The organism is Mesorhizobium sp. 01N446 (genome assembly GCF_056399285.1).
In genome coordinates, this window is record NZ_JBFTRA010000002.1 from 930,308 (window position 1) to 952,097 (window position 21,790).

The window sequence follows — 21,790 nt, forward strand, 5'->3', positions numbered from 1 at the left end:
CGCTGCGCGGCCGGCCTCATTGCCCCGCGACACCGGCCGCCATGCGGTTGGGATGCCGGAGATGGGTTGGCGTGATGCCGGTCTGCTGGCGGAAGACGCGGCTGAAATGGCCGGCATTGGTGAAGCCGCAGCGATAGGCGATGTCGCCGATCTGCAAGTCGCTGCCTTCCAGCAGCGACTTGGCATGGTGGACCCGCAGCGCGAGATACGCCGCCATCGGTCCGATGCCTAACTCGGTGCCGAAGAGACGTTCGAGCTGGCGCCGCGAGCAATTGAGCCGGGCCGCGATCTCGCCGACCGACAGCGTCTCCTGCAGGTTACTCTCCATCAAGAGCAGCGCGCGCTTCACCGCACGGCTCGACGCCGCCGGAAACAGGTCGCCGACGGGCTGCACGTCCCGGCTGCTCCGGATGCGGTCGAGCACCAGGATCTTGGCGGCCTTTTCCGCCGCCTTCTGGCCGATGAACTGGGACACGAAATAGCCGGCGAGGTCGGCCGCCCCCGTGCCGCCGGCGCATGTCGAGCGGCCCCGGTCGACCGAAAACAGGCTGTCGGCATGGGCGTTGACATCGGGGAACTGGTTGCGGAAATCCTTGATGTGGAACCAGCTGACGGCGGCGCTATAGCCGTCAAGCAGGCCGTAGCGCGCCAGCACGAAGCTTCCGGTGCACAGCGCCGTCAGCGGCACCCCCTTCTCGGCGGCCCGCAACAGGAAGGCCTCCTTGTCGGAACTCAGGCTGCGATTGGTGTCGAGCAGGCCGCCGACCACCACGACATTGTCGAAATCCTCGGGATTGCCGATCCCCTTGGTCGGCAGCAATTCAACGCCGCAGCTGGCCCGGATCGGCAGGCCGCGTTCGCCGACGATCTCCCAGTCGAACTCGATCCTGCGGCTGCGGTCGCCCTCGTCACCCGCCAGACGCAGCGTGTCGATGAACAGCGACAGCGGCGACAGCGTGAAGTCGCGAACCAGGAGAAACGCAAATCGCCTTGCCATTGTACTTCCGCAACCCTTCCGCCCGCCTTAGCTGATGCCGAAACTTGCCACCAGCCTGGAAGGGCAAATTTAAGCGTTTTCTACTACAGTCGGTCGATGAGCTATAGTTCAGGAAAGGTATCCGGGTCGAATTGGCCATCATTGGATTAAGCCTCGGCCGCGTGAGACGGGCCATCTTTTCTTCCGCCAACTTGCCGGCGGCGATCGCCTTTGTCGTGCTTTTGGTCTGCTCCATCGTTGCCGACCAGCAGAACAAAAGGGTTTCCGACCAACTGGCGCGCGCCGACGTGCTGGCCAAGGTCAACATCATCCGCGCCAAGCTCGAAGGCAACATAAACGGCAATCTTCAGCTTGTTCAGGGGTTGGTCTCGGCCATCGATACGGAACCCTATATGGGCCAGCAGAGATTTGCCTCGCTTGCCGGAAATCTGTTCGAGCAGAAATCGCAATTGCGCAACATTGCCGCGGCACCCGACCTGGTCATCTCGCTGATGTACCCGATGGAAGGCAACGAGAAAGCCATCGGGCTCGATTACCGCAAGAACGAAGCGCAGCGCATGGCGGCGCTGAGGGCGCGCGACCAGCGCGTGCTGGTGTTTGCCGGCCCGGTAGACCTTGCCCAAGGCGGCCGCGGCTTCATCGGCCGCATTCCGGTGTTCGTGCCGACGGCGGGCGGCGGCGACCGCTTCTGGGGCATCGTCTCCGCGGTGGTCGATGTCGACCGGCTCTACGCGGCAAGCGGGCTGACCGACCCGGATCTCGACATCGATGTCGCGCTCACCGGCAAGGATGCGCTCGGCGGCGGCGGCGAACGCTTCTTCGGCGGCGGCAATGTCATAGAAGGAAATCCCGTCTCGACCGATGTGCAGCTGCCGTCGGGTTCCTGGCAGATTTCGGCAATACCGAAGGCCGGCTGGGCGGCGGCTCCGAACAACGAGTGGACCTTGCGGTCGCTCATGTTGCTCGCCGGAGCGCTCGTGGTGGTGCCGATCATGGTGGCCGGTCGGCTGTTCGGCGAAAGGCAGAAAAACTACGCGGAGCTGAGACGCCTGTCCGGGCGCCTGGAGCTGGCGCTCGAAGCCTCCGGTATCGGCGTTTGGGAGCACGACCTCACCACCAACGAAATGGTGTGGGATGACCGCGTCAACGAAATCTACGGCAAATCAGCCGACGGCAAGCCGCGCGGCTATGATGACTGGGCGCACGCGATCCATCCTGAGGATCTTGCAAGGGCGAGACAGGACTTCGATCTCGCCGCGGCCAAAAAAGGCCCCTACTCGTCACAATATCGGCTCCTGCACCCTGACGGCACCGTCCGCCATGTGCGCACGCGCGCGACCTACTTCCAGGACATTGGCGGAACCCCCAAGCTGATCGGCGCCGAGTGGGACGTCACCAGCGACGTGCTGCTCAACGAAAATCTCATTGGCGAGCGCCAGCTGACGGAATCGAAGAATGCCGAGCTCAATCTCGCCAAGGCCCATATCGAGTATGTGGCGCTGCACGATTCGCTGACCGGCCTGCCCAACCGCCGCTATCTCGACGAGCTGCTGGTCGAAAACGGCGAACCGAACCGGCGCACGGCACTGCTGCACCTCGACCTCGATCGCTTCAAGCAGATCAACGACACGCTCGGCCACGCGGCGGGCGATGCGATGCTGGTGCATGCCTCCAAGGTTATCCAGGCCAATGCGGGCCGTGACGATTTCGTTGCGCGCATCGGCGGCGATGAGTTCGTCGTGGTCAGCCGTGGGCTTGACGACGACGAACTGTCGGCACTTGCCGACCGCATCATCGAGGACATGCGCCAGCCTGTCGATTATCGCGGTCATCCCTGCCGTTTCGGGGTCAGCATCGGCATCGCCGCCAACAACGGCATCGACATCAAGCAGTTGCTGGTCAACGCCGATCTCGCGCTCTATCGGGCCAAAGGCCGTGGCCGCAACCGCTACGAGTTCTTCAACGAGGAGCTGCAGAGCGAGATCGTGCGGACCAAGCAGATCGCCGACGAGATCCTGGGCGGGCTGGAGCGGAACGAATTCGTCGCCTACTATCAGCCGCAGTTCGACGCAAACACGCTCGAGATCGTCGGCGTCGAGGCGTTGTCGCGCTGGAAGCATCCCCGACGCGGCATCCTGGCCCCCGACGCCTATCTCAAAGTGGCCGAAGAACTCAATGTCGTGGCGCTGATCGACCGCATCGTCCTCAAACACGCGCTGGAGAATTTCGAGCGTTGGTCGCGCAGCCATCTCAACATCCCGCGCGTGTCGGTCAACGTCTCGGCCAGGCGGCTGGAGGACAGGGACCTGATCGAGGGTCTGCGCAAGCTCGCCATCAAGGCGGGAACGGTGTCGTTCGAGCTGGTGGAGTCGATTTTCCTCGATGAAAACGATGATCTGGTCACCTGGAACATCGACCATATCAAGGAGCTCGGCATAGACATCGAGATCGACGATTTCGGCACCGGCCACGCCTCCATCGTCTCGCTGCTCAAACTGCGGCCGCGCCGCCTCAAGATCGACCGCCAACTGATTACACCCATCACCGGCTCGATGGCGCAACGGCAACTGGTGGCGTCGATCATCGAGATCGGCAAATCGCTCGGCATCGAAGTGGTTGCCGAGGGCGTCGAGACGATGGAGCACGCGCGCATCCTCAAGGAACTTGGCTGCGATATCCTGCAGGGTTACCTTTTTGGCCGCCCGATGGAGGCCAGGGCCTTCAAGGCCTTCGCCCTGTCGCGCAAATGGCTGGCCGTGGGGTAGTGGCGCTACGGCGTTGCCCTTGGCCGCCGTCCCACCCTGTGCGCGGTTTCCTCACAACCAGACTCGAACATGTCACCGCTTACATGTCATTCGGCTTCCCGATCCAACATCCGGCGTAGCTCGGCCGCTTCCTTGCTCGAACTCTCGAATATGAACGGAGCCGCGCAAGGCGCCTGCAGCACTGTCAGCGTCGCCGGCGCCGGATTGGGCGCAACCGTGGCGCTTGGACCGCGCAGCGGCGGCATCGGAGACTTCGGATCGCGCAGCGCGATCAGAAACGCATCCGACCCCAAATCGTCGGCCTCGCCGAATGTGGAATTGTCCCAGGTCACAGCCAACCTGTCCGACGCCTTGCCGCGCAGAATCTCGCCAACCACGATGTCGAAGCGCGCATAGTCCGTCATGAAGCTGCGAGGCTCCTTCGGCATAGTCTCCCGCAACTCGGGAGAACGGGCGAGCATGTCGCGATATCGTTGTCGAGCCACCGGGTCGCGGACAATCCGATAATCGACAATCCGGCCAACGACGACAACGTCGGCGTATTTGATGTCATGCAGATCCCGCTCGGCTGGCATCATGCAGGCAACGGAGGGCATCGCGGCCACCATCGTCACCAAGTTCAGTGCTGCAAACCAGAAGCCACGCATCCCCATCCTCCGCGATCTCGGCGTCTGCCTCCGTCAGCTTTGACCGCGTGACGGTGTCGAATGTAAGGATGTGAACCGATGATCTAGATCCGCGGTTCCTAGCTACCTTGCCCCAGGCTCGGCTCCGTCCCCGCCAGCAGCCGCCGGATGTTGGCGCGATGACGCGCGATCACGTAGAGGCCGCCGGCGATCACCAGCAGCCGGTAGGGCAGCGGTTGCTCGAGGGCGCAGACGAGGACGATTGCGGTCAACGCCGCCAGCATCGAGCTCAGCGAAACAATCCTGGAGATTGCCAGCACGACACAGAAAACCACCCCGGCCCCCATGCCGATCGACCAGGACAGCGCCAGCAGTACGCCGAGCCCCGTCGCGGCGGATTTGCCGCCGGTGAAATTCAGCCAGACCGAACGGCCATGCCCCAGCAACACGGCAAGTCCGGCGAGACACACGGCCCAGGGCACGAAGCCTTGCGGATCAAGCCTTGCCGGCGGCGCGAGAAACGGCAACGCATAAAGCCAGCGGATAAAGACGATCGCCGCCGCGCCCTTCAGCACATCGACCAGCAGCACCGCCAAGGCAGGCCCTTTGCCAAGCGTCCGCAAGACGTTGGTTGCGCCGGTGGATCTGGAGCCATGCTCCCGGATATCGATCCCCTTGATCAGTTTCCCCGCCAGATAGCCCGTAGGGATGGAACCGAAGAGATAGGCGATCGCCAGTCCAGCCACGCCCATTATCCAGAAAACCATGGCTCACCCTGTTGCGGATTTATTGCCGCGACCTTATATCGGCGCTGTCGGAAAAGGCAGGGTTGGTTTGGTAAGCCCAACTCCTTCTGGTAACAGAAGCTCTGGTCTTTGGCTTCGTGCACGAGATCCCCGCGACGAACATCGGACGCTGATCAAGCGTCCAATCGTTCGTCCGTGTGGCTCTCAAACTCGAGGAACGCTCCGGTCGAACACATCGACCAAGGAGTAGTTCATGCACAGCCACCACCCAATTTCAAACGACGTCATCATTGCCGGCGCCGGTCCGGTCGGCCTGTTTCTCGCTCGCGAATTGCGGCTGGCAGGCCTCTGCGTGCTGGTGCTGGAAAAGTCCGAGGATCCCGGCTCGCCGCTGAAGCGGCTGCCCTTCGGCATGCGCGGCCTCAACGTGCCCACAATCGAGGCCCTCCACCGTCGCGGCCTGCTGGACGCCGTTGCGCCGCCGCCCGCGAAAGATGGCGCTGGCGACAACAAATTGGCTGCCGCGCACTGGATGCGGCAGCCGCCCCGCCCGGGCGGCCATTTCGCCGGCATCCAGTTCCACCTCGACGCCATCGACAGCTCGCAATGGCCTTATCGCCTGCCCGGCCCGGCCGGCACCAGCATGGCGGTCGCGATGGAGCATCTGGAAACCATGCTCGCCACCCGTGCGACCGCCATGGGTGTCGAGATCAGGCGCGGCCTTGGTGTCGACGGCTTCGACCAGTCGGACGAGGACGTGACCGTCCGCGCCGGCGGCGAGACTTTCCACACAAGCTGGCTCGTCGGTTGCGATGGCGGCCGCAGCACGGTCCGCAAGCTTGGCGGCTTTGCCTTCACCGGCACCGATGCTGAGTTCACCGGTTATTCCGTTGAAGTCGAACTGGCCGATCCGGACACACTCAGCCTCGGCCGCCACTATACGCCGACGGGCATGTACACCTACTCACGGCCAGGCACCATCGCGATGGTCGAGTTCGACGGCGCCGCTTTCCACCGGACAGAGCCGATCACGCTGGAACATGTGCAGACGGTGCTGCGCCGCGTGTCCGGCACGGACGTCATCCTGACGGCGCTCAACCTCGCCACGACCTGGACCGATCGCGCCTACCAGGCGACCGCCTATCGCAATGGGCGGGTGCTGCTTGCCGGCGACGCCGCGCACATCCATTCGCCGCTCGGCGGCCAGGGGCTCAATCTCGGGCTTGGCGACGCGATGAACCTTGGCTGGAAGCTTGCAGCCACCATCCGCGGCAACGCGCCGGCCGGCCTGCTCGACAGCTATTTCGATGAGCGGCATCCAGTCGGCGCGCAAATCCTTGACTGGTCGCGCGCCCAGGTCGCGCTGATGCGGCCGAGCCCCAGTTCCCGCGCGCTCGAAGCCATCATCCGCGACCTCATCGACACAGGCGACGGCGCGACCTATTTCGCCGAGCGCGTCTGGGGCGTGTCCCTGCGCTACGATCTCGGCGGCAGCCACCCGCTGGTCGGCCGCAGCGCACCCGATTTCGAGCTGGTCGACGGGACGAGGCTCGGCGAACGCTTGAGGAGCGGGCAAGGCCTGCTGCTGGACTTCGATGCCCACCCTCCCCTGCAAGCGCTTGCCAGCCGCTGGAACGGACGGATCAGCTATGTCGCGCAGGATGCCAGGGAGCGGCTGGGCCTGAGCGCCCTGCTCGTGCGCCCCGATGGCTTCGTCGCCTGGGCTGCTGATGCTGAGCCTGACGTGAAGGAGACTGCCCAGGCGGCGGCGCGGTGGTTTGGCGAAGCTGAATTGCCGCCTGTGCGTGCTAAAGGAACTGTTTGAGCCTGGTTTCGGTTGTCTGCTGTGCGAACTGTCGTTCCACAAAGGCACCTGATGAGCGAACATGAAACATGGCAGCGAAGAAGCGAAATTCCCTGCGGAAGATCCTGAGCGGCATCGTTGCGACAATTGCCGCCGCGCCCGATCGCACATCCGAGCAAGGCGTGGGCACCGCTAAAGCGTCAGTGGTTGCGGAATGGCCGCTGCCGCCATCGGCAACACTTGGCTCCGCCTTGCGCCTGAAGGGGATCGAACGCGAAATTCGAGCCCGTCTGCCGTGGGCAGTGAGGAAGTTTGCCAAGGCTGAGACGGGTAGGATCGTATTGCGCATGTTGCGAACCGACGCGGAGGCGTTCCAGGCCGCCTCTGAGATCATCTTCAGGACGCTGGAGGGCATCGAAACGCTGGCTGTTCTGCCGCGCGAGGCGGAGGACATTCTCACCATCTCCGCCCGCGAGCGCCACAAATGGCTGAAGGACGGTCGACTGAAGAGCATCGGCACCCGCACAGTCAAGATGCGCGGGCGATCCAAGGCGGTGACCTTCCATGTCTTCGATCCGCGCCACATCGAGGACATTCTCGATCGCGACCTGGCGAGCGCCTGGCGCGAGGAGGACGCGCAGGAGGTATCCGAAAACAGACGACGCGGTGCCGGCAAGGCCGCTCTGACGCGAGCGGGAAAACGAGAGCGCAAGGCGCGCAGCGCCAGGAATTCCGGAAGGGATGGCGCTCCAGCGCCAAAGCTGGAAGGCTGGGACACATTCGAGGCGGAAGGCCTGCTGCGCTAGAACCGGACACGCGCCTTCGGTTCGGGTCGCAAAATCAAATGGCCGAAAACCGAGGTAGGGTGTCGGAAGTCCCGCCTGCCGTTCGTCCTTGGAGTGCCACCAAGCACCGACACCCGACCAACCACCCGGAGCCTGCCAATGATCCCCACCATCACGGCCTTTGAACGATCGCCCGATGGCGGCAAGGGACTGGCGCGCGATACGCGCGTGCGCTGGGCGCTCGAAGAGGTGGGGCAGCCCTATGAGGTTCGTCTTGTTTCCTTCGCCGGGATGAAGGCGCCTGACCATCTGGCCATCCATCCCTTCGGCCAGATCCCCACCTATGAGGATGGATCCCTGTGCCTGTTCGAGACCGGCTCCATCGTCTTTCATCTTGCCGAACGGCATTCGGGGCTGCTGCCCAGGGATGGCGATGCCCGCGCACGGGCCATCACCTGGATGTTTGCCGCACTCAACACCATCGAGCCGCCGATCCTCGACTTGACGACGGCAAGGATATTCGAAGCCGACAGGCCCTGGAGCGAGGAGCGGCTGCCGCTGGTCAAGGATCGTGTTCGCGCGCGGCTGGACCAGCTCTCGGTCTATCTCGGCGCCGCCGACTGGCTCGATGGCGCGTTCAGCGCGGGCGATCTGCTGATGGTATCGGTGCTGCTGCGACTGCGCATGTCGGGCATTCTGGACGAATACCAGAACCTGGCCGCCTATGTGGCGCGCGGGGAAGCACGGCCCGCTTACGCCAGGGCCTTCGCCGCGCAATTTGCGGTCAACGCCGCCTCATAAGGCCCGAGCGAAAGCAAGTTTGAAATATGCCAGGCCTGCCAGCCGAGGCGATGCGGTCCGCCCTCTGCGTGGCAAAACCAATCAGCGGTCCTGCGACCAAGCGCCCAGGCCGGCCATGTCAGTCAGGCGGATAGCGGCCAGGGTCTCGAGTTCCTTGGAAATCGGCGTCTGCCGGGCGCCCTGCGCTTCGGGTTCGCTCTTCGCGGTGATGAAGCGGGCTTGGCCAATCATGGCTCGAACGGCAGTCAGCATGTATGATGTCCCTTCGCTTGTCCTGACGCTAAGAACTTGGCGAATGGATTTACGTTCCAAAGGCTGGTGACATAAAAGCTGGCGGCCAGTGCTTTCGAGGGCTCACCACCGCTACGGATATTTCGCCTTTGCGCCCGCCGGGCTCAGATCGCCCTGCAACTCCTTCGGCAAAGGCAGGCTAGAGCATTGCAGGTGCACGTCGCGGGCGAACAGCTTTCGCTGCTTCTGCTCGGCCTCCTTGGTGGCCGCGATGATGCCTAGCCCGTACGGGCCAAGGGCCGCGAATTCCCAGCCCGGGTGCTGTTTTTCGCGAACCGCGTAGGCCGCGGCCGCAGCGCGGGCCTGCTGGCATTGCGGCGACGCCCATTTCGGGTCTTGCGGCGAAAGCGACGCGCCATAATCGACGGGAGAGGTAGCGCATCCAGCCAAAGTCGCGGCCAATGCGGACATTGCAATTTCCATCGCAATTCTCATCCCCAAGCCCTTCCCGTGGGTTGCATCATCCTGGATTCCGCGCGCGTAGCAAAAATGGCGCCCTGTACCTGGCGGAGCCCGCCAGCCAATCACGTATACGCGATATCCCACCCTTGCACTTGCCATAGGCTTCGCCTCGTGTCGATTTTCTCTGCGCCATATTCAGGCCGCGTGCCGGGAACCAAATGACGGGCGAGACTGTTCAGTTGGAACTTTGACACGACGCTGACATCCCAGCCGGCAAAGCGGCGACCTCAAGGAGCTCTCATCATGAATATTTCGTCCGGATTTCGTAGAATCGCGGTTGCCGCCATCGCCACGGCGGGCATCGGCTTTGCCAGCGCCGCGCATGCCGACAGCGGCACGATCCGCTTTGCCGTCTACAAGGCGGCTTTCTTCGTCGGCGGCTCCGGCGGCGAAGGCACGTTCACCTTCCACGGCAAAACCTATCCCATCTCGATCGGCGGCGTCTCGGGCGGCCTCGCCTTCGGCGTTTCCAAGACCTACTTTCGCGGCACCGTGCGCCATGTCAAGCGCGCCCGCGATGTGACGGGGGTCTACGGTGCGGCGGGCGGCGGCGGCACGCTGGGCAAGGGTGCCCAGGTGATCGTCATGACCAATGACAAGGGCGCCCAGCTCGAATTGTCCGGCAAGCAGGTCGGCCTTCAGGTCAACGCCGATCTCAGCGGCCTGGCCATCTCGCTCAGGTAAGGGGCCCTCTCCCATTCCTTCGACGGCAAGAGGCCGGACGGAAACTCGAGAAGGCGGCGTCGGCTCGACAGCCGCCTTTTCCAGGGTGGAAGACTGATAAGCTTTTGATCCAGGCACGAGGTTGGATGCATGGCGCTCAAACGGATGGACAATGTCGGAATCGTCGTCGATGACCTCGCGGAGACGATCGATTTCTTTCACGAGCTCGGCCTTGAACTCGAAGGCCGGGCCACGATCGAAGGCGAATGGGCCGGACGCGTCACGGGACTCGGCAACCAGCACGTCGAGATTGCCATGATGCGCACGCCGGACGGCCACAGCCGGCTCGAACTGTCCCGCTTCCTCACGCCGCCGGTCGTCGCGGATCACCGCAATGCTCCGGTCAACGCCCTGGGCTACCTCCGCGTCATGTTCACCGTGGACGACATAGACGACACGCTTGAAAGGCTCCGCAATCGCGGCGCGCAACTTGTCGGCGACGTCGTCGACTACCAGGACGTGTACCGGCTCTGCTACATTCGTGGACCCGGAGGCCTTCTCATCGGCCTCGCCCAGGAACTCGGCTGAGCGCAAACGACGACAATGGCGAAGGGCGGCCAATATCGGCGAGCGCGTCCGACAAAGCGTGCGTGTCGGGTGGTTGGTCGGCTCGTCCAGCACCGGGAGGTTGGACTGATCATGGCCACGCCATGCAACAGTTCGCACCTATTCGGAAGAATTCGGAACAATTTGCGGAGACCTTGATACGCCGCTCCCAAGCTCCCCCAATCTGGGGCCAGCCGTCATGCCGGCGGTGCAGCCCTAGGGAGAGCGTCATGGACATCGTCACAGCAATTCCGGACACCGAAAGCGATCTGGCCGCAAGCAAGCGGGCAGCTTATGGGCCGCTGTTCAAGCTGCGCGGGCCACCCATCTTCGACAACCTCGAACAGGAGCGACAGCACCGAAAGGAAAGGCTTGCCGCAGGCTTCCGCATATTCGCGGCGCTGGGCTTCAGCGAGGGCGTCGCCGGGCATATCACCGCCCGTGACCCGGAATTCACCGATACATTCTGGGTCAATCCGTTCGGCATGCATTTCGCGCACGTTACCGTCTCGGATCTAATTCGGGTCGACGGCGCGGGCGCCGTGGTCGAGGGCACGATGCCCGTCAATGTCGCCGCATTCGCCATTCATCACCAGATCCACGCGGCGCGGCCGGATGTGGTGGCGGCCGCGCACGCTCATTCCATCTATGGCAAGGCCTGGTCGGCGGTCGGCCGGTTGCTCGATCCCATCACGCAGGACGCCTGCGCTTTCTATGAGGATCACGTCTTCTTCGATGACACGCGGGTGCTGGTCACCGACGCGAGCGAGGCAGCGCGGATCGCCGAGAGCCTCGGTGGCCACAAGGCGGCGATCCTGCGCAATCATGGCCTGCTGACGGTTGGCCAGACCGTCGACGAGGCCGTCTGGTGGTTCATCTCGATGGAACGGTGTTGCCAGGCGCAATTCCTCGCCGAAAGTGTTGGGACGCCCCTGCAGGTCGACCCGGAAAACGCCAAAGCCACCCGGGCGGTGAACGGCACGCCCCACGCCGGCTGGTTTCAGTGCCAGCCGCTCCACGACCGCATCCTCAGGCAGCAGCCCGACCTGCTTGGCTAGAGCAAAAGCGCGTAGCGCTTTCCCTTGGGAATTGCGTCGAAACAAAGGGTTAGAGCCCGCGGTGGTACTGCCCGACGAAGGCTGAACATCCGCTTCAAACGGCCGGTCTGTCCACGACCAGCCGTTTGGCAGCCTCGGCCGCGGCGTCGCAATAGTCTTGGTCGCCATGGATCAGCAGCATGACCATCGCCCCCTCCACCAGCAGGAACAGCTCGCGTGCCCGCTCGCGCGGCGACGCCACTTTTGCCTCGGCGAGAAGGGTTGCCAGTTGCTGCTCCATCAGGCCTTTGTGCTGGCGTGCCATCGAGCGTGCGGGATGCCCCGAGAGGTCGGCAAGTTCGATTGCCAGCCGGGTAAATCCCGATCCCGCCCAGCGCGGTTTGGCCGACCACCGCGCCAGTCCGCCGAACAGCTTGTCGATCAGCTGCTCCGGACCGCCCGACAGGTCGATGCCATAGGTCTGGAACTCGCCGAACGCCCGCTCGTGCTGTGATGCCAGCACCGCGGTCAGCAACGCGTCCTTGCTGTCGAAATGATAGTAGAGCGTACGCTTGGTGACGCCGGCGGCGCGCGCGATCTCGTCCATGCCGACGCGAAAGAATCCCCGGCGGCGAAAGAGCTTGTACGCCGCCTGCAATATGTCTGGTCGGGTCCGGTCGGAGGATCTGGGCACGGGGCTGACGCCGATGAATGTATACTCGCTAGTGAGTTTACATCCGCGCGTACCCGACATTCAATGTATAAGCCATATCTAATATTAAATGGGAGGCGACGATGGACAGGCTGATCACCGCAGTACCTGACCTTGGACAACTCAGTGAAGCCGCGGCAGTTCGCGACCGGTCCAAGACGCGACCGGCCCTCTTGCCGCTGAAGACCATGACCTGCATCGAGGATCTGCGGCAGGCTGCCCGCCGCCGCGTCCCCCGGGCCTTTTTCGACTATGTCGAGGCAGGCGCCTACTCGGAACAAACCTTGCGCGCCAACAGGGCCGACCTGGAGCGCCTCACCCTGCGCCAGCGCGTGCTGGTCGACGTTTCGCAACGGGAAACCGCGACAACGATCCTTGGCGAGACGGTTTCGCTGCCGATCGCGCTGGCGCCGATCGGCCTTGGCGGGATGCAATGGGCCAACGGTGAGATCCATGCCTGTCGCGCCGCGCAGGCGGCCGGCGTCCCCTATACGCTCGCAACGATGGCGATCTGCTCGATCGAGGACGTTGCCGAGGCGGTCGGCAAGCCGTTCTGGTTCCAGCTCTATGTGATGAAGGACCGTGGCTTCGTGCGCTCGCTCGTCGAGCGGGCGCTCGCTGCCCGCTGCAGCGCGCTGGTGCTCACCGTGGACCTGCAGGTGCTGGGACAGCGGCACGCCGACGTCAAGAACGGGCTTTCGGTTCCGCCGTCGCTGAAACTGCGAAATCTGCTCAACATGGCGACCAAGCCCGGCTGGACCCGGCGGATGCTGGCTGCCAGGCGCTGGACGTTCGGCAACCTGGCCGGCCGTGTAAAAGGCGAGCAAGGCATCAAGGAAGTCGCGGACTGGGTGTCGCATCAGTTCGATCCCTCGCTGAACTGGAATGACGTCGAGTGGATCAGGAGCATCTGGCCGGGCAAGCTGATCATCAAGGGCATTCTCGACGTGGACGATGCGCGCATCGCCGGCAAGGTCGGCGCCGATGCGATCGTCGTGTCCAATCATGGCGGCCGTCAGCTGGATGGCGCGCCATCGACGATCTCCCGGCTGCCGAACATTGTTGAAGCGGTGGGTTCCCAAACCGAGGTGCTGTTCGATGGCGGAGTGCGGTCAGGCCAGGATGTCATGCGCGCGCTCGCTCTTGGCGCCAGGGGCTGCCTGGTCGGCCGAGCCTATATTTACGGCCTCGGCGCCGGCGGAGAGGCCGGTGTGGCGACCGCCATCGAGATCCTCCGCAAGGAACTGTCCGTCACCATGGCGCTGACAGGCATGACAAGCATCGACCAAGTCGACGAGCGGGTGCTGAACTAGCCTGGTCTGCCCGGGCGGCACCGCCACTCGCGCGCCGTCCCTGTGGCATTCGGCATCGCCGTGGCGCCCGATGTCGCGGCGTTTCTGGCAGGCGATGTAGTCCGCCATATAGCGGTCGAGGGCGGCGCGGAATTCTTCCTCGCGCGGACACCGGCTGCTCTTTGGAACCGCTTGGCTGGCCTCGGTCTCGAACCTGATACGGTCAAAGGCAACTGCGGACATTGGGGTTCTCCTGTCTCCAAACACAGGGACAGGATGAGCCCGGTGGGCGGATTTCGTCCCGGGTGCACGACCGAATAGTTCCGAAAAGCTGCGAAAAGATGCTATTTTGCGCCATGGTGGGGAAACGGTTCGCATTCGGTCCGTTCGAGCTTAACCCGGAGGCGGGAACGCTGCTTCGGCAGGGCGTCCCCGTTCCGGTCGGCTATCGCGGCGTGCGGCTGCTGGCGGCACTGGTGGACCGACCGGGCGAAGTCCTGTCAAAGGCGACGCTGATGGACGCGGCATGGCCGCACGCGGCGGTCGAGGAAAGCAACCTGTCCGTCCAGATTGCCTTGCTGCGCAAACTGCTTGGGCCGGGGCCCGACGATGCCGAATGGATCGCGACCATCCCCCGGATCGGCTATCGCTTCGGTGGCGCGGTGGATTGCCTCGACGCGGCCGCGGTCGCGACCGATAGCGCCGAGGCCGGGCCCTCGATCGCCGTGCTGCCCTTTGCCAACCTCAGCGACGACGCCGAGCAGCAATATTTCGGCGATGGCCTTGCCGAAGACATCATCACTCGCCTGGCGCGGCTGCGCTGGCTCTTCGTCTCGGCCCGCAACTCGTCTTTCACCTATGGTGGCAAGGCGGTCGACGTGAAGCAGATCGGCCGCGAGCTCGGCGTGCGCTATGTGCTCGACGGGAGCGTGCGCCGATCCGGACAGCGTCTGCGGATCAACGCCAGGCTGAGCGACGCCGACGCCGCGCGCCAGATCTGGGCCGAGCGCTACGATGCGGAGATCGCCGATTTCTTCTCGTTGCAGGACGAGATCGCCCAAAGCGTCATCGGCGCCATCGAGCCCAGGCTCTACGTCGCCGAACAGGAGCGTTTCCAGAGCCGGTCGCCCGGCAGCCTCGACGCCTGGGGCTTCGTGATGAAGGCAATGCCCTATGTCTGGACCTGGGCCTCCCTGCCGGATTTCGAGATCGCCGAGCCGCTGCTCCAAAAAGCCATCGACATCGACCCCGATTATCCGCGCGCCAATTGCCTGATCGCCTGGGGCCTGGCGGCAAAGGCGATGCTTGGACTGGCTGATGCCCAGGCCGCCTTGCCGACCGCCCACGACATGGCGCAGCGGGCGATCCGCAGCGACCCGGAGGACCCGTGGACGCACTTCGCGACGGGCTTCGTGCATATGGCCTCGCGCCGTTTCGATCCGGCCGTGAGGGCTCTGTCCGAGGCGATTACCCTCAATCCAAGCCTCGCCTACGCGCATATGATCCTTGGATCGACCTATGCCTATGCCGGCATGCCCGACGACGGCCTGCACCATGTCGCATTGGCCGACCGCCTCAGCCCGCGCGACTTCACGCAGGCGGGCAGCCTTTCCGTCACCGGGCTCTGTCATTTCATGGCCGGGCGTTATGCCGAGGCTGCCGAGTTCGAACGGCGGGCGGTTGATCTCAGGCAGAATTTCGGGACGGCCTGGCGCACATACGCCGCCTCGGCCGGCATGGCGGGCGATCGCGCCGCCGCCGCCCACGCGCTGGCGCAGACGCGGCGCCTGCATCCAACCGTGTCCGTGGACTGGGTCGAGAAATACCACCCCATCGTCCACGAGAAGGACCGGGCGCGCTATATCGAGGGGTTGCGCGTCGCCGGTCTCGACTGATCGACGAGACCGGGGCTATCCGTGTACCGGATCCGCCGCTCAGCTCCGCAGCCCCGGCGCCTCCTGCCCGGTGCGCTCGACATATTCGGTATAGCCCCCGCCATAGGTGTGGATGCCTTCCGGCGTCAGCTCCAGTACGCGGTTCGACAGCGCGGCCAGGAAATGCCGGTCGTGCGAGACGAACAGCATGGTGCCCTCATACTGCGACAGCGCCTCGATCAGCATCTGCTTGGTGGCGATGTCGAGGTGGTTGGTCGGCTCGTCCAGCACCAGGAGATTGGGCGGATCGAACAGCATCAGCGCCATCACCAGCCGCGCCTTCTCGCCGCCTGACAGGACGCGGCACTTCTTCTCGATCTCGTCGCCGGAAAAGCCGAAACAGCCGGCGAGCGCGCGAAGCGGCGCCTGGCCGGCCTGCGGGAAATTGTCTTCCAGCGTCTGGAACACGGTGCGCTCGCCTTCGAGCAACTCCATGGCGTGCTGGGCGAAATAGCCCATCTTCACGCTCGGCCCCCGCGCCACCGTGCCGGTGTCGGGATCGGAGGCGCCGGCCACCAGCTTGAGCAGCGTCGACTTGCCGGCGCCGTTGACGCCCATGATGCACCAGCGCTCGCGGCGGCGGACCTGGAAGTCCAGCCCCTCATAGATGGTGCGGCTGCCATAGGCCTTGTGGACATTCTTCAAGGTGACGACGTCCTCGCCGCAACGCGGCGCCGGCTGGAATTCGAAATTCACCACCTGGCGGCGTTTGGGCGGCTCGACGCGGTCGATCTTGTCGAGCTTCTTCACGCGGCTCTGCACCTGTGCGGCATGGGAAGCGCGCGCCTTGAAGCGCTCGATGAAGGCGATCTCTTTGGCCAGCATCGCCTGCTGGCGCTCGAACTGCGCCTGCTGCTGCTTGTCGGCGATCGCCCGCTGCTGCTGGTAGAATTCGTAATTGCCGGAGTAGGCGGTGAGCGAACCGGCATCGATCTCGACGATCTTGTTGACGATGCGGTTCATGAACTCGCGGTCGTGCGATGTCATCAAGAGCGCGCCTTCATAGCCTTTCAAAAATTGCTCCAGCCAGATCAGGCTTTCCAAGTCCAGATGGTTGGACGGTTCGTCGAGCAGCATGACGTCGGGCCGCATCAGAAGGATGCGGGCCAGTGCCACGCGCATCTTCCACCCGCCCGACAGCTTGCCGACATCGCCGTCCATCATCTCCTGGGAAAAGCCCAGACCATCCAGCACCTCACGCGCCCGGCCATCCAGAGCATAGCCGTCGAGTTCCTCGAAGCGATGCTGCGCCTCGCCATATTTCTCGATGATCTCGTCCATCCGGTCGGCCTGGTCGGGATCGGCCATGGCCGCTTCCAGTTCGGCCATCTCGGCCGCCACATCGCTCACCGGCCCGGCGCCGTTCATCACTTCGGCGACAGCGCTGTGGCCCGCCATGTCGCCGACATCCTGGCTGAAATAGCCGATGGTCACGCCGCGATCGACCTGCACCTGGCCCTCGTCGGGCTGCTCCTGGCCGGTGATCATGCGGAACAAGGTCGTCTTGCCGGCGCCGTTCGGCCCGACAAGGCCGACCTTCTCGCCCTTCTGCAGGGAAGCCGACGCCTCGATGAAGACAAGCTGGCGGCCGTTCTGCTTGCTGATGCTTTCAAGTCTGATCATGCGATTTCCGGACTATGCCTGCGCTGAAAGGATTTGCCCGGCGCCTTACGCGAAGGACGGCGCCAAAGGAAGAGGCGCAAGCAGCGCTTCACCCTCCCCCTTGTGGGGAGGGTCGGCACACTGGCGTTGCGAAGCAAGGTCGGTGGGACGGGGTGGGGGGGCGGCGCTGAAAAAGACCCCCACCCCGCTCCGCTGCGCGGAGCGACCCTCCCCACGAGGGGGAGGGTGAGAGCCAGACACACTTCAGAAACAAGATTCAACATGCGGGAAAAACTGGCGAAAAGATCGTCAGGCATAACCATCCTCGTGGCCCCCGGACAGCGGTCGCCACATGAACGCAAAGGGATGGTCCCGACAATGCAACGACGTTCGACCGGATGGATGGGTGCCCTCGCAGGCATTTCGCTCGCCATGCTTGCGGTCGCGCATTCGGGTGCGGAGGCGGCGGTTACCCGGAGCGAATATTGCAGCCGGCTCGGTTCTCAACTCGACGGAGCCATTCGCACCAAAGCCGAACCCGGTGCCAGCGCCAGCCAGATCGCCACGGCAACGGCACTGCAGGACAAGGCGAACCGGTTCTGTGCCGAGCGCAAGGAAGCGCAAGGCATCCGGACCTACGCCAACGCCCTGAAACTTCTTGGAGTGACACCGGTCGACCTCGACCAGTGACAGCAGCCATCAAAGGAAAGCCCATCATGAACAAGCCCTTCCTCTCCGCCCTCGGTTTCGCCATTGCGCTCGGTCTGGCCATGCCGGTTGTAGGCACCGCCAATGCGGCGGCCACGACGACGACCGCTCCGGCGACAACCACCGCTCCGACGACGACGCCCGCACCCGCGACTGCTCCGGCGCCGGCGGCTCCCGCTGCCGTGGACGCGGCGAAGACGCCGGTCAAGGCGGCCGCACACAAGCGTCACCGGCACCACAAGAAGCACCACCGGCATGGGCGCAAGCACGCCCACCGGCACGCGGGCAAGAAGCATCACCACCGGCCCGTCGCCAGGAAGCACACCCACAAGCGTACCCACAAGCACGCCAAGGCGGCATGATCGCCAATCTTTCTTTCTGACATCCTCCCGGGAAAAGGCCGCCATTCGCTGAAAAGCGAGGGCGGCTTTTTCTTGTGCGCGACAAGGCAAGTGAGATTCGCTGAAAGTTCGTCAAAACAGGCGCTTACGGCGATTCCACGATTCAGATCGTGAAGCGCTTCACATAAGGCCAAGCGCCGCCCGAACCTGTGGCCCGCTCATGCCGCTGTCGAAGACTGATGTGCCGGGATCGAAGCGGCGAGCTTGCGACAGCGGTCCGACCACGACCGGATCGAAGCCGGCATCGCTCACCAGCCGCGCGGCCAGGGCGACGGCCCCTTCGTCATCGCCGGCGAGCGGAATGCCGATCCTGTCGCCGGCGCGATGCGCCTGCGATTGCAGCGTCGTCCACATCACGGTGCTGAAGGCGCGAACCAGCTTTGCACGCGGCAAGAGCGGCGCGACGGCAAAAGCCACGCCGTCCTTGCGGGCAAGTGCGGCGTCGCCGAAGGCGCCGTCGCGCGGCGGATCGGGCACCGTGGCGTCGAGCAACACCTTGTCGCCGAGCGCTGCCGCGATCTCGGCCGCGACACCGGGCCAGGCCCGAAACGGGATCGCGGCCAGAACGACATCCGCGCCGGCAACGGCATCGAGGGCCGAACCGGCCCTGGCCTTGCCGCCAAGGCCGGAAAGCATCGAGCGCAGCCGCTCGGGATGCCGCACGCCGAAGGTCACATCATGGCCGGCCTCAGCCCACAGCCGACCGACCGTGCCGCCGATCATGCCGGCGCCCAGAATTCCTATTCTCATCTTCGCCTCCTGTTCGCTCACCACGGCAGTCTTTTGCCGTCGCGAAAAAAGCCACCGGTCGGGCCGTCATCCGGCAAGGTCGCGGCCCAGACGATGCCGGCCGCCCCTTGCGCCACCGGGCGTCCGCCCGCCCCGCCCATGTCGGTGGCGACCCAGCCCGGGCAGATGGCATTGACCAGCACGCCGGAGCCGCGCAATTCCGCCGCCAGCACGCAGGTCAGCGCATTGAGCGTCGCCTTCGATGTCGAATAGGCCGGCGCGCCCGCCCCCATCGAAGCCAGAGAGCCACCTTCGGAAGACACATTGACCAGCCTTCCGTGACCGCCGGCCTTGAGCAGAGGCGCGAAGGCAGCCGCCACCCGCCAGGCGCCGAAGACATTGGTCTCGAACGCCTCGCGGATGACAGTCCAGTCGGGCCGCAAGGCGCGCGAGCCGGTGTCGTAATGGATGGCGGCATTGTTGATCAGCACGTCGAGCCGGCCGAACCGGCGCTGCACGTCTTCGGCAGCCCTTGCAGCCGCATCAGGTGTAGCGACATCKAGCGCGATAGCCTCGGCATGGCCGTCGAGCCCTTTGGCCGCCGCTTCGCCCTTGGCCGGATCGCGCACGCCGAGCAGCACCGTGAAGCCGAGCTTCGCCAGCTGGCGGCCGGTCTCCAGCCCGATGCCGCGATTGGCGCCGGTGATGAGGGCGACTTTGTTGGGGTGTGTGGTCATGGGGATGCCTCGTATGTCGTCTCGGGGAAAGATGGCACAGGCGGAATTGGTTTATTAGGCGGTGGAGATCGCAGTCATTGTGCGATGGAGTGCATGAGTTGGATTGCGCGGGAATCGGGCCGCGACCAATGAACCACGCTGATTCCCGCCCCGCCAGCACCTGTCTGTTTACACAGGGGCAGAATAGGGATATTTCATATCCTTAATAGAATGCGGTCGGCTGGAATCCCTGGATGATCCTGAAAAGCCAAGTCGAATGGGCACTGCACTGCTGCGCCATTCTCGCCGGCCTGCCTGAAGGGCGTTATCTCTCCACCAAGGCGCTTGCCGAATTCCACGGCCTTCCCAAGGAATATCTCTCCAAGGCGCTGCAAAGCCTGTCGCAGGCGGGTCTGGTCGATACGACGCTGGGTCCGTCGGGCGGATACCGGCTGGCGCGGCCGCCGGCCGAGCTGACCTTCCTCGACATAGTGGAGGCGGTGGAGGGCAAGGCGCGGACATTTGTGTGCAACAACATCCGCGAGAACAATCCGTGTCGTCCCCAGGGTTATTGCGAAAGGGGCCCTTGCCCGGTGGCGCGCATCATGTGGGAAGCCGACGAGGCCTGGCGTGCAAAATTGCGCAGCGTCCGGCTTTCCGACCTCACTGAAGCGCTGGCCCTGGACATCCCGGCGGACCTTTGGAAAAGTAGCTTCGAATGGGTGCTTGAGCGCGCCGGGTGATCAGGACCGCATGATCGCGGCGGCTGGTCACTCTCATCGCGGATCGAACGTCGCATGATTTGAATGCGGCCGGGCGCCGGCGAGGCGCCCGGCCCTTTGCGCCTACTTCTTGACCGGATAGGTCAGTTCCTTCTGGGCGGTATCGACCACGAACACCGCCAGCAGCTTCGCTGGCTCCGTCTCGCTGCCGTTCTCGCTCACGCTGTGGCGATCGCCCGGCATCTCCGAAAAGCTTTCGCCGGCCTTGTAGACCTTGACCGGGTCATCATTGACCTGGCTGCGGATGGAGCCTTCCAGGACCGTCGCATAGATGAAGGCGGAGGTCGGATGGGTGTGTGCCGGCGAGGTGCCGCCGGGGCCGTACTCGACCAGAATACCCTTGATGCTCTTGCCCGGAACATTCGGCAGTTCATGCTCGTAGACGACGGTGACCTTGGCCGCCTTCTCGCCGGCATCGTGGGCTTTGGCCGTACCTGCAAGGGCCGACGTCATGACGAGGGCGGTGATGATTGACCTGATCATTTGAAAACTCCTTTGTGTGTCGAGTGCTGTGCCTGAGCCACGGAGCATCCCGGCGGTCATTTCCGCGCCGAGGTGGCGAACCATTGTTCGAAGGTGATCCGGCCAAGGCGGGGATTGTTGTCTGAGACCAACGAAGTGTCGTTGAGCCGCGCGCCGAAATAGAGCGCCTCCGGATCGGCCAGGACCTCGCGGGGATCGCCTACAGCCTTGAGATAGCGGGCGACGAGTTCGCTCATCCGCACCCGCTCGGGACCGGAAATCTCGATCGTGCCGTTGATCGGCGCGGCGAGCGCGACCCCGGCCATCACTTCGGCGACGTCGTCGGATGCGATGGGCTGCACATAGGCCGGCGACAGGCGCACCGCATCGCCAACCGTGCCCGATTTGGCGATGCCCGCCAGGAATTCCATGAACTGCGTGGAATGAACGATGGTGTAGCGAATGCCGGAAGCCTTGATCAGATTCTCCTGGACGAGCTTGGCGCGGAAATAGCCGGCGTCCTGCAGCCGTTCGGTGCCGACGACCGAGAGCGCGATATGGTGCCTGACGCCGGCGACCTTGTCCGCGGCGAGCAGGTTGCGGCCCGACGTCTCGAAGAAGTCCATCGCCGCCTTGTCCTCGAAGGAGGGTGAGTTCGCGAGGTCGATCACCACCTCAGCGCCTGCGAGCGCTTCCGGCAAGCCGTCGCCGGTGATGGTATTGACGCCGGTGTTCGGCGCGGCCGCGATCACCTCGTGGCCTTGCCTGCGCAGGCGTTCGGCGGTCTTGGAACCGATGAGGCCGGTGCCGCCGATGATGACGATTTTCATAGGATGTCTCCGTTTGCTGGCGCCCCGCCGCGCCGCTTC

General features: G+C 64.3%; 23 protein-coding genes. 12 read left to right on the top strand and 11 right to left on the bottom strand.

Features of this window, described 5'->3' with window-relative positions:
* Window positions 1-16 precede the first annotated feature (16 nt).
* The gene (locus AC1DPX_RS12830) at window positions 17-997 is read right to left on the bottom strand and encodes a GlxA family transcriptional regulator (protein WP_477237057.1); all 981 of its coding nucleotides are present in this window, start codon (window positions 995-997) and stop codon (window positions 17-19) included.
* A 161-nt stretch (window positions 998-1,158) separates the two neighbouring features.
* On the opposite strand from AC1DPX_RS12830, the gene AC1DPX_RS12835 reads away from it, so the two are divergent.
* The gene (locus AC1DPX_RS12835; protein WP_477237059.1) at window positions 1,159-3,762 is read left to right on the top strand and encodes a bifunctional diguanylate cyclase/phosphodiesterase; all 2,604 of its coding nucleotides are present in this window, start codon (window positions 1,159-1,161) and stop codon (window positions 3,760-3,762) included.
* Window positions 3,763-3,848: 86 nt separating this feature from the next.
* Here AC1DPX_RS12835 and AC1DPX_RS12840 read toward each other — a convergent pair whose 3' ends face one another.
* Together AC1DPX_RS12840 and plsY are read right to left on the bottom strand one after the other, a co-directional pair.
* A complete protein-coding gene (locus tag AC1DPX_RS12840; protein WP_477237060.1) occupies window positions 3,849-4,409 on the bottom strand; it encodes a hypothetical protein in 561 nt (186 codons plus the stop codon).
* 98 nt (window positions 4,410-4,507) lie between these two features.
* Complete coding sequence (gene plsY, locus AC1DPX_RS12845) at window positions 4,508-5,155, bottom strand: glycerol-3-phosphate 1-O-acyltransferase PlsY (protein ID WP_477237062.1); 648 nt, start codon at window positions 5,153-5,155, stop codon at window positions 4,508-4,510.
* A gap of 232 nt (window positions 5,156-5,387) precedes the next feature.
* Here plsY and AC1DPX_RS12850 point away from each other — a divergent pair, with 232 nt between their 5' ends.
* From AC1DPX_RS12850 to AC1DPX_RS12860, 3 genes are all read left to right on the top strand, one after another.
* Window positions 5,388-6,959: an FAD-dependent monooxygenase gene (locus tag AC1DPX_RS12850; protein ID WP_477237064.1), complete on the top strand. Its 1,572-nt coding sequence runs from the start codon at window positions 5,388-5,390 to the stop codon at window positions 6,957-6,959.
* Between the two features lie 68 nt (window positions 6,960-7,027).
* Window positions 7,028-7,744, top strand: a complete 717-nt coding sequence (locus tag AC1DPX_RS12855) for a hypothetical protein (protein ID WP_477237066.1) — start codon at window positions 7,028-7,030, stop codon at window positions 7,742-7,744.
* Between the two features lie 138 nt (window positions 7,745-7,882).
* Window positions 7,883-8,524 (top strand): glutathione S-transferase family protein, encoded by a 642-nt coding sequence (locus AC1DPX_RS12860; RefSeq protein WP_477237068.1) that lies wholly within the window; start codon window positions 7,883-7,885, stop codon window positions 8,522-8,524.
* Window positions 8,525-8,605: 81 nt separating this feature from the next.
* Here AC1DPX_RS12860 and AC1DPX_RS12865 read toward each other — a convergent pair whose 3' ends face one another.
* Together AC1DPX_RS12865 and AC1DPX_RS12870 are read right to left on the bottom strand one after the other, a co-directional pair.
* A complete protein-coding gene (locus tag AC1DPX_RS12865; protein WP_202358695.1) occupies window positions 8,606-8,776 on the bottom strand; it encodes a hypothetical protein in 171 nt (56 codons plus the stop codon).
* 111 nt (window positions 8,777-8,887) lie between these two features.
* The gene (locus tag AC1DPX_RS12870) at window positions 8,888-9,250 is read right to left on the bottom strand and encodes a hypothetical protein (protein ID WP_477237509.1); all 363 of its coding nucleotides are present in this window, start codon (window positions 9,248-9,250) and stop codon (window positions 8,888-8,890) included.
* A 270-nt stretch (window positions 9,251-9,520) separates the two neighbouring features.
* Here AC1DPX_RS12870 and AC1DPX_RS12875 point away from each other — a divergent pair, with 270 nt between their 5' ends.
* From AC1DPX_RS12875 to AC1DPX_RS12885, 3 genes are all read left to right on the top strand, one after another.
* Entirely contained in the window at window positions 9,521-9,961 is a 441-nt protein-coding gene (locus tag AC1DPX_RS12875) for a lipid-binding SYLF domain-containing protein (protein WP_202358693.1), read from the top strand.
* Between the two features lie 129 nt (window positions 9,962-10,090).
* Window positions 10,091-10,528, top strand: coding sequence for a VOC family protein (locus tag AC1DPX_RS12880; RefSeq protein ID WP_477237070.1), 438 nt, complete (start codon window positions 10,091-10,093; stop codon window positions 10,526-10,528).
* Window positions 10,529-10,776: 248 nt separating this feature from the next.
* Entirely contained in the window at window positions 10,777-11,604 is an 828-nt protein-coding gene (locus AC1DPX_RS12885) for a class II aldolase/adducin family protein (protein ID WP_477237072.1), read from the top strand.
* 94 nt (window positions 11,605-11,698) lie between these two features.
* Here the strand turns inward: AC1DPX_RS12885 and AC1DPX_RS12890 are convergent, their stop codons facing one another.
* Window positions 11,699-12,337 (bottom strand): TetR/AcrR family transcriptional regulator, encoded by a 639-nt coding sequence (locus AC1DPX_RS12890; RefSeq protein WP_477237074.1) that lies wholly within the window; start codon window positions 12,335-12,337, stop codon window positions 11,699-11,701.
* A 137-nt stretch (window positions 12,338-12,474) separates the two neighbouring features.
* Here AC1DPX_RS12890 and AC1DPX_RS12895 point away from each other — a divergent pair, with 137 nt between their 5' ends.
* Together AC1DPX_RS12895 and AC1DPX_RS12900 are read left to right on the top strand one after the other, a co-directional pair.
* The gene (locus AC1DPX_RS12895; protein ID WP_477237511.1) at window positions 12,475-13,608 is read left to right on the top strand and encodes an alpha-hydroxy acid oxidase; all 1,134 of its coding nucleotides are present in this window, start codon (window positions 12,475-12,477) and stop codon (window positions 13,606-13,608) included.
* A gap of 335 nt (window positions 13,609-13,943) precedes the next feature.
* On the top strand, window positions 13,944-15,482 hold the full coding sequence (locus AC1DPX_RS12900) for a winged helix-turn-helix domain-containing tetratricopeptide repeat protein (RefSeq protein ID WP_477237076.1): 1,539 nt from the start codon (window positions 13,944-13,946) through the stop codon (window positions 15,480-15,482).
* 39 nt (window positions 15,483-15,521) lie between these two features.
* On the opposite strand, the gene AC1DPX_RS12905 is transcribed toward AC1DPX_RS12900, so the two are convergent.
* Entirely contained in the window at window positions 15,522-17,144 is a 1,623-nt protein-coding gene (locus AC1DPX_RS12905) for an ABC-F family ATP-binding cassette domain-containing protein (protein ID WP_477237078.1), read from the bottom strand.
* A gap of 357 nt (window positions 17,145-17,501) precedes the next feature.
* Here AC1DPX_RS12905 and AC1DPX_RS12910 point away from each other — a divergent pair, with 357 nt between their 5' ends.
* Together AC1DPX_RS12910 and AC1DPX_RS12915 are read left to right on the top strand one after the other, a co-directional pair.
* Complete coding sequence (locus AC1DPX_RS12910; RefSeq protein WP_202358686.1) at window positions 17,502-17,813, top strand: hypothetical protein; 312 nt, start codon at window positions 17,502-17,504, stop codon at window positions 17,811-17,813.
* A gap of 26 nt (window positions 17,814-17,839) precedes the next feature.
* Window positions 17,840-18,193 (top strand): hypothetical protein, encoded by a 354-nt coding sequence (locus tag AC1DPX_RS12915; protein WP_477237080.1) that lies wholly within the window; start codon window positions 17,840-17,842, stop codon window positions 18,191-18,193.
* A gap of 159 nt (window positions 18,194-18,352) precedes the next feature.
* On the opposite strand, the gene AC1DPX_RS12920 is transcribed toward AC1DPX_RS12915, so the two are convergent.
* Both AC1DPX_RS12920 and AC1DPX_RS12925 read right to left on the bottom strand, forming a co-directional pair.
* On the bottom strand, window positions 18,353-18,982 hold the full coding sequence (locus AC1DPX_RS12920) for an NADPH-dependent F420 reductase (RefSeq protein WP_477237082.1): 630 nt from the start codon (window positions 18,980-18,982) through the stop codon (window positions 18,353-18,355).
* Window positions 18,983-18,999: 17 nt separating this feature from the next.
* The gene (locus tag AC1DPX_RS12925; protein ID WP_477237083.1) at window positions 19,000-19,698 is read right to left on the bottom strand and encodes an SDR family oxidoreductase; all 699 of its coding nucleotides are present in this window, start codon (window positions 19,696-19,698) and stop codon (window positions 19,000-19,002) included.
* Window positions 19,699-19,931: 233 nt separating this feature from the next.
* On the opposite strand from AC1DPX_RS12925, the gene AC1DPX_RS12930 reads away from it, so the two are divergent.
* Window positions 19,932-20,420 carry an RrF2 family transcriptional regulator gene (locus tag AC1DPX_RS12930; RefSeq protein ID WP_202358682.1) on the top strand — a complete coding sequence of 163 codons (489 nt, stop codon included), beginning with the start codon at window positions 19,932-19,934 and terminating at the stop codon, window positions 20,418-20,420.
* A gap of 102 nt (window positions 20,421-20,522) precedes the next feature.
* Here AC1DPX_RS12930 and AC1DPX_RS12935 read toward each other — a convergent pair whose 3' ends face one another.
* Both AC1DPX_RS12935 and AC1DPX_RS12940 read right to left on the bottom strand, forming a co-directional pair.
* Complete coding sequence (locus AC1DPX_RS12935) at window positions 20,523-20,942, bottom strand: cupin domain-containing protein (RefSeq protein ID WP_477237085.1); 420 nt, start codon at window positions 20,940-20,942, stop codon at window positions 20,523-20,525.
* A gap of 56 nt (window positions 20,943-20,998) precedes the next feature.
* Window positions 20,999-21,751 carry an SDR family oxidoreductase gene (locus AC1DPX_RS12940; protein ID WP_477237087.1) on the bottom strand — a complete coding sequence of 251 codons (753 nt, stop codon included), beginning with the start codon at window positions 21,749-21,751 and terminating at the stop codon, window positions 20,999-21,001.
* Window positions 21,752-21,790: the final 39 nt, after the last annotated feature.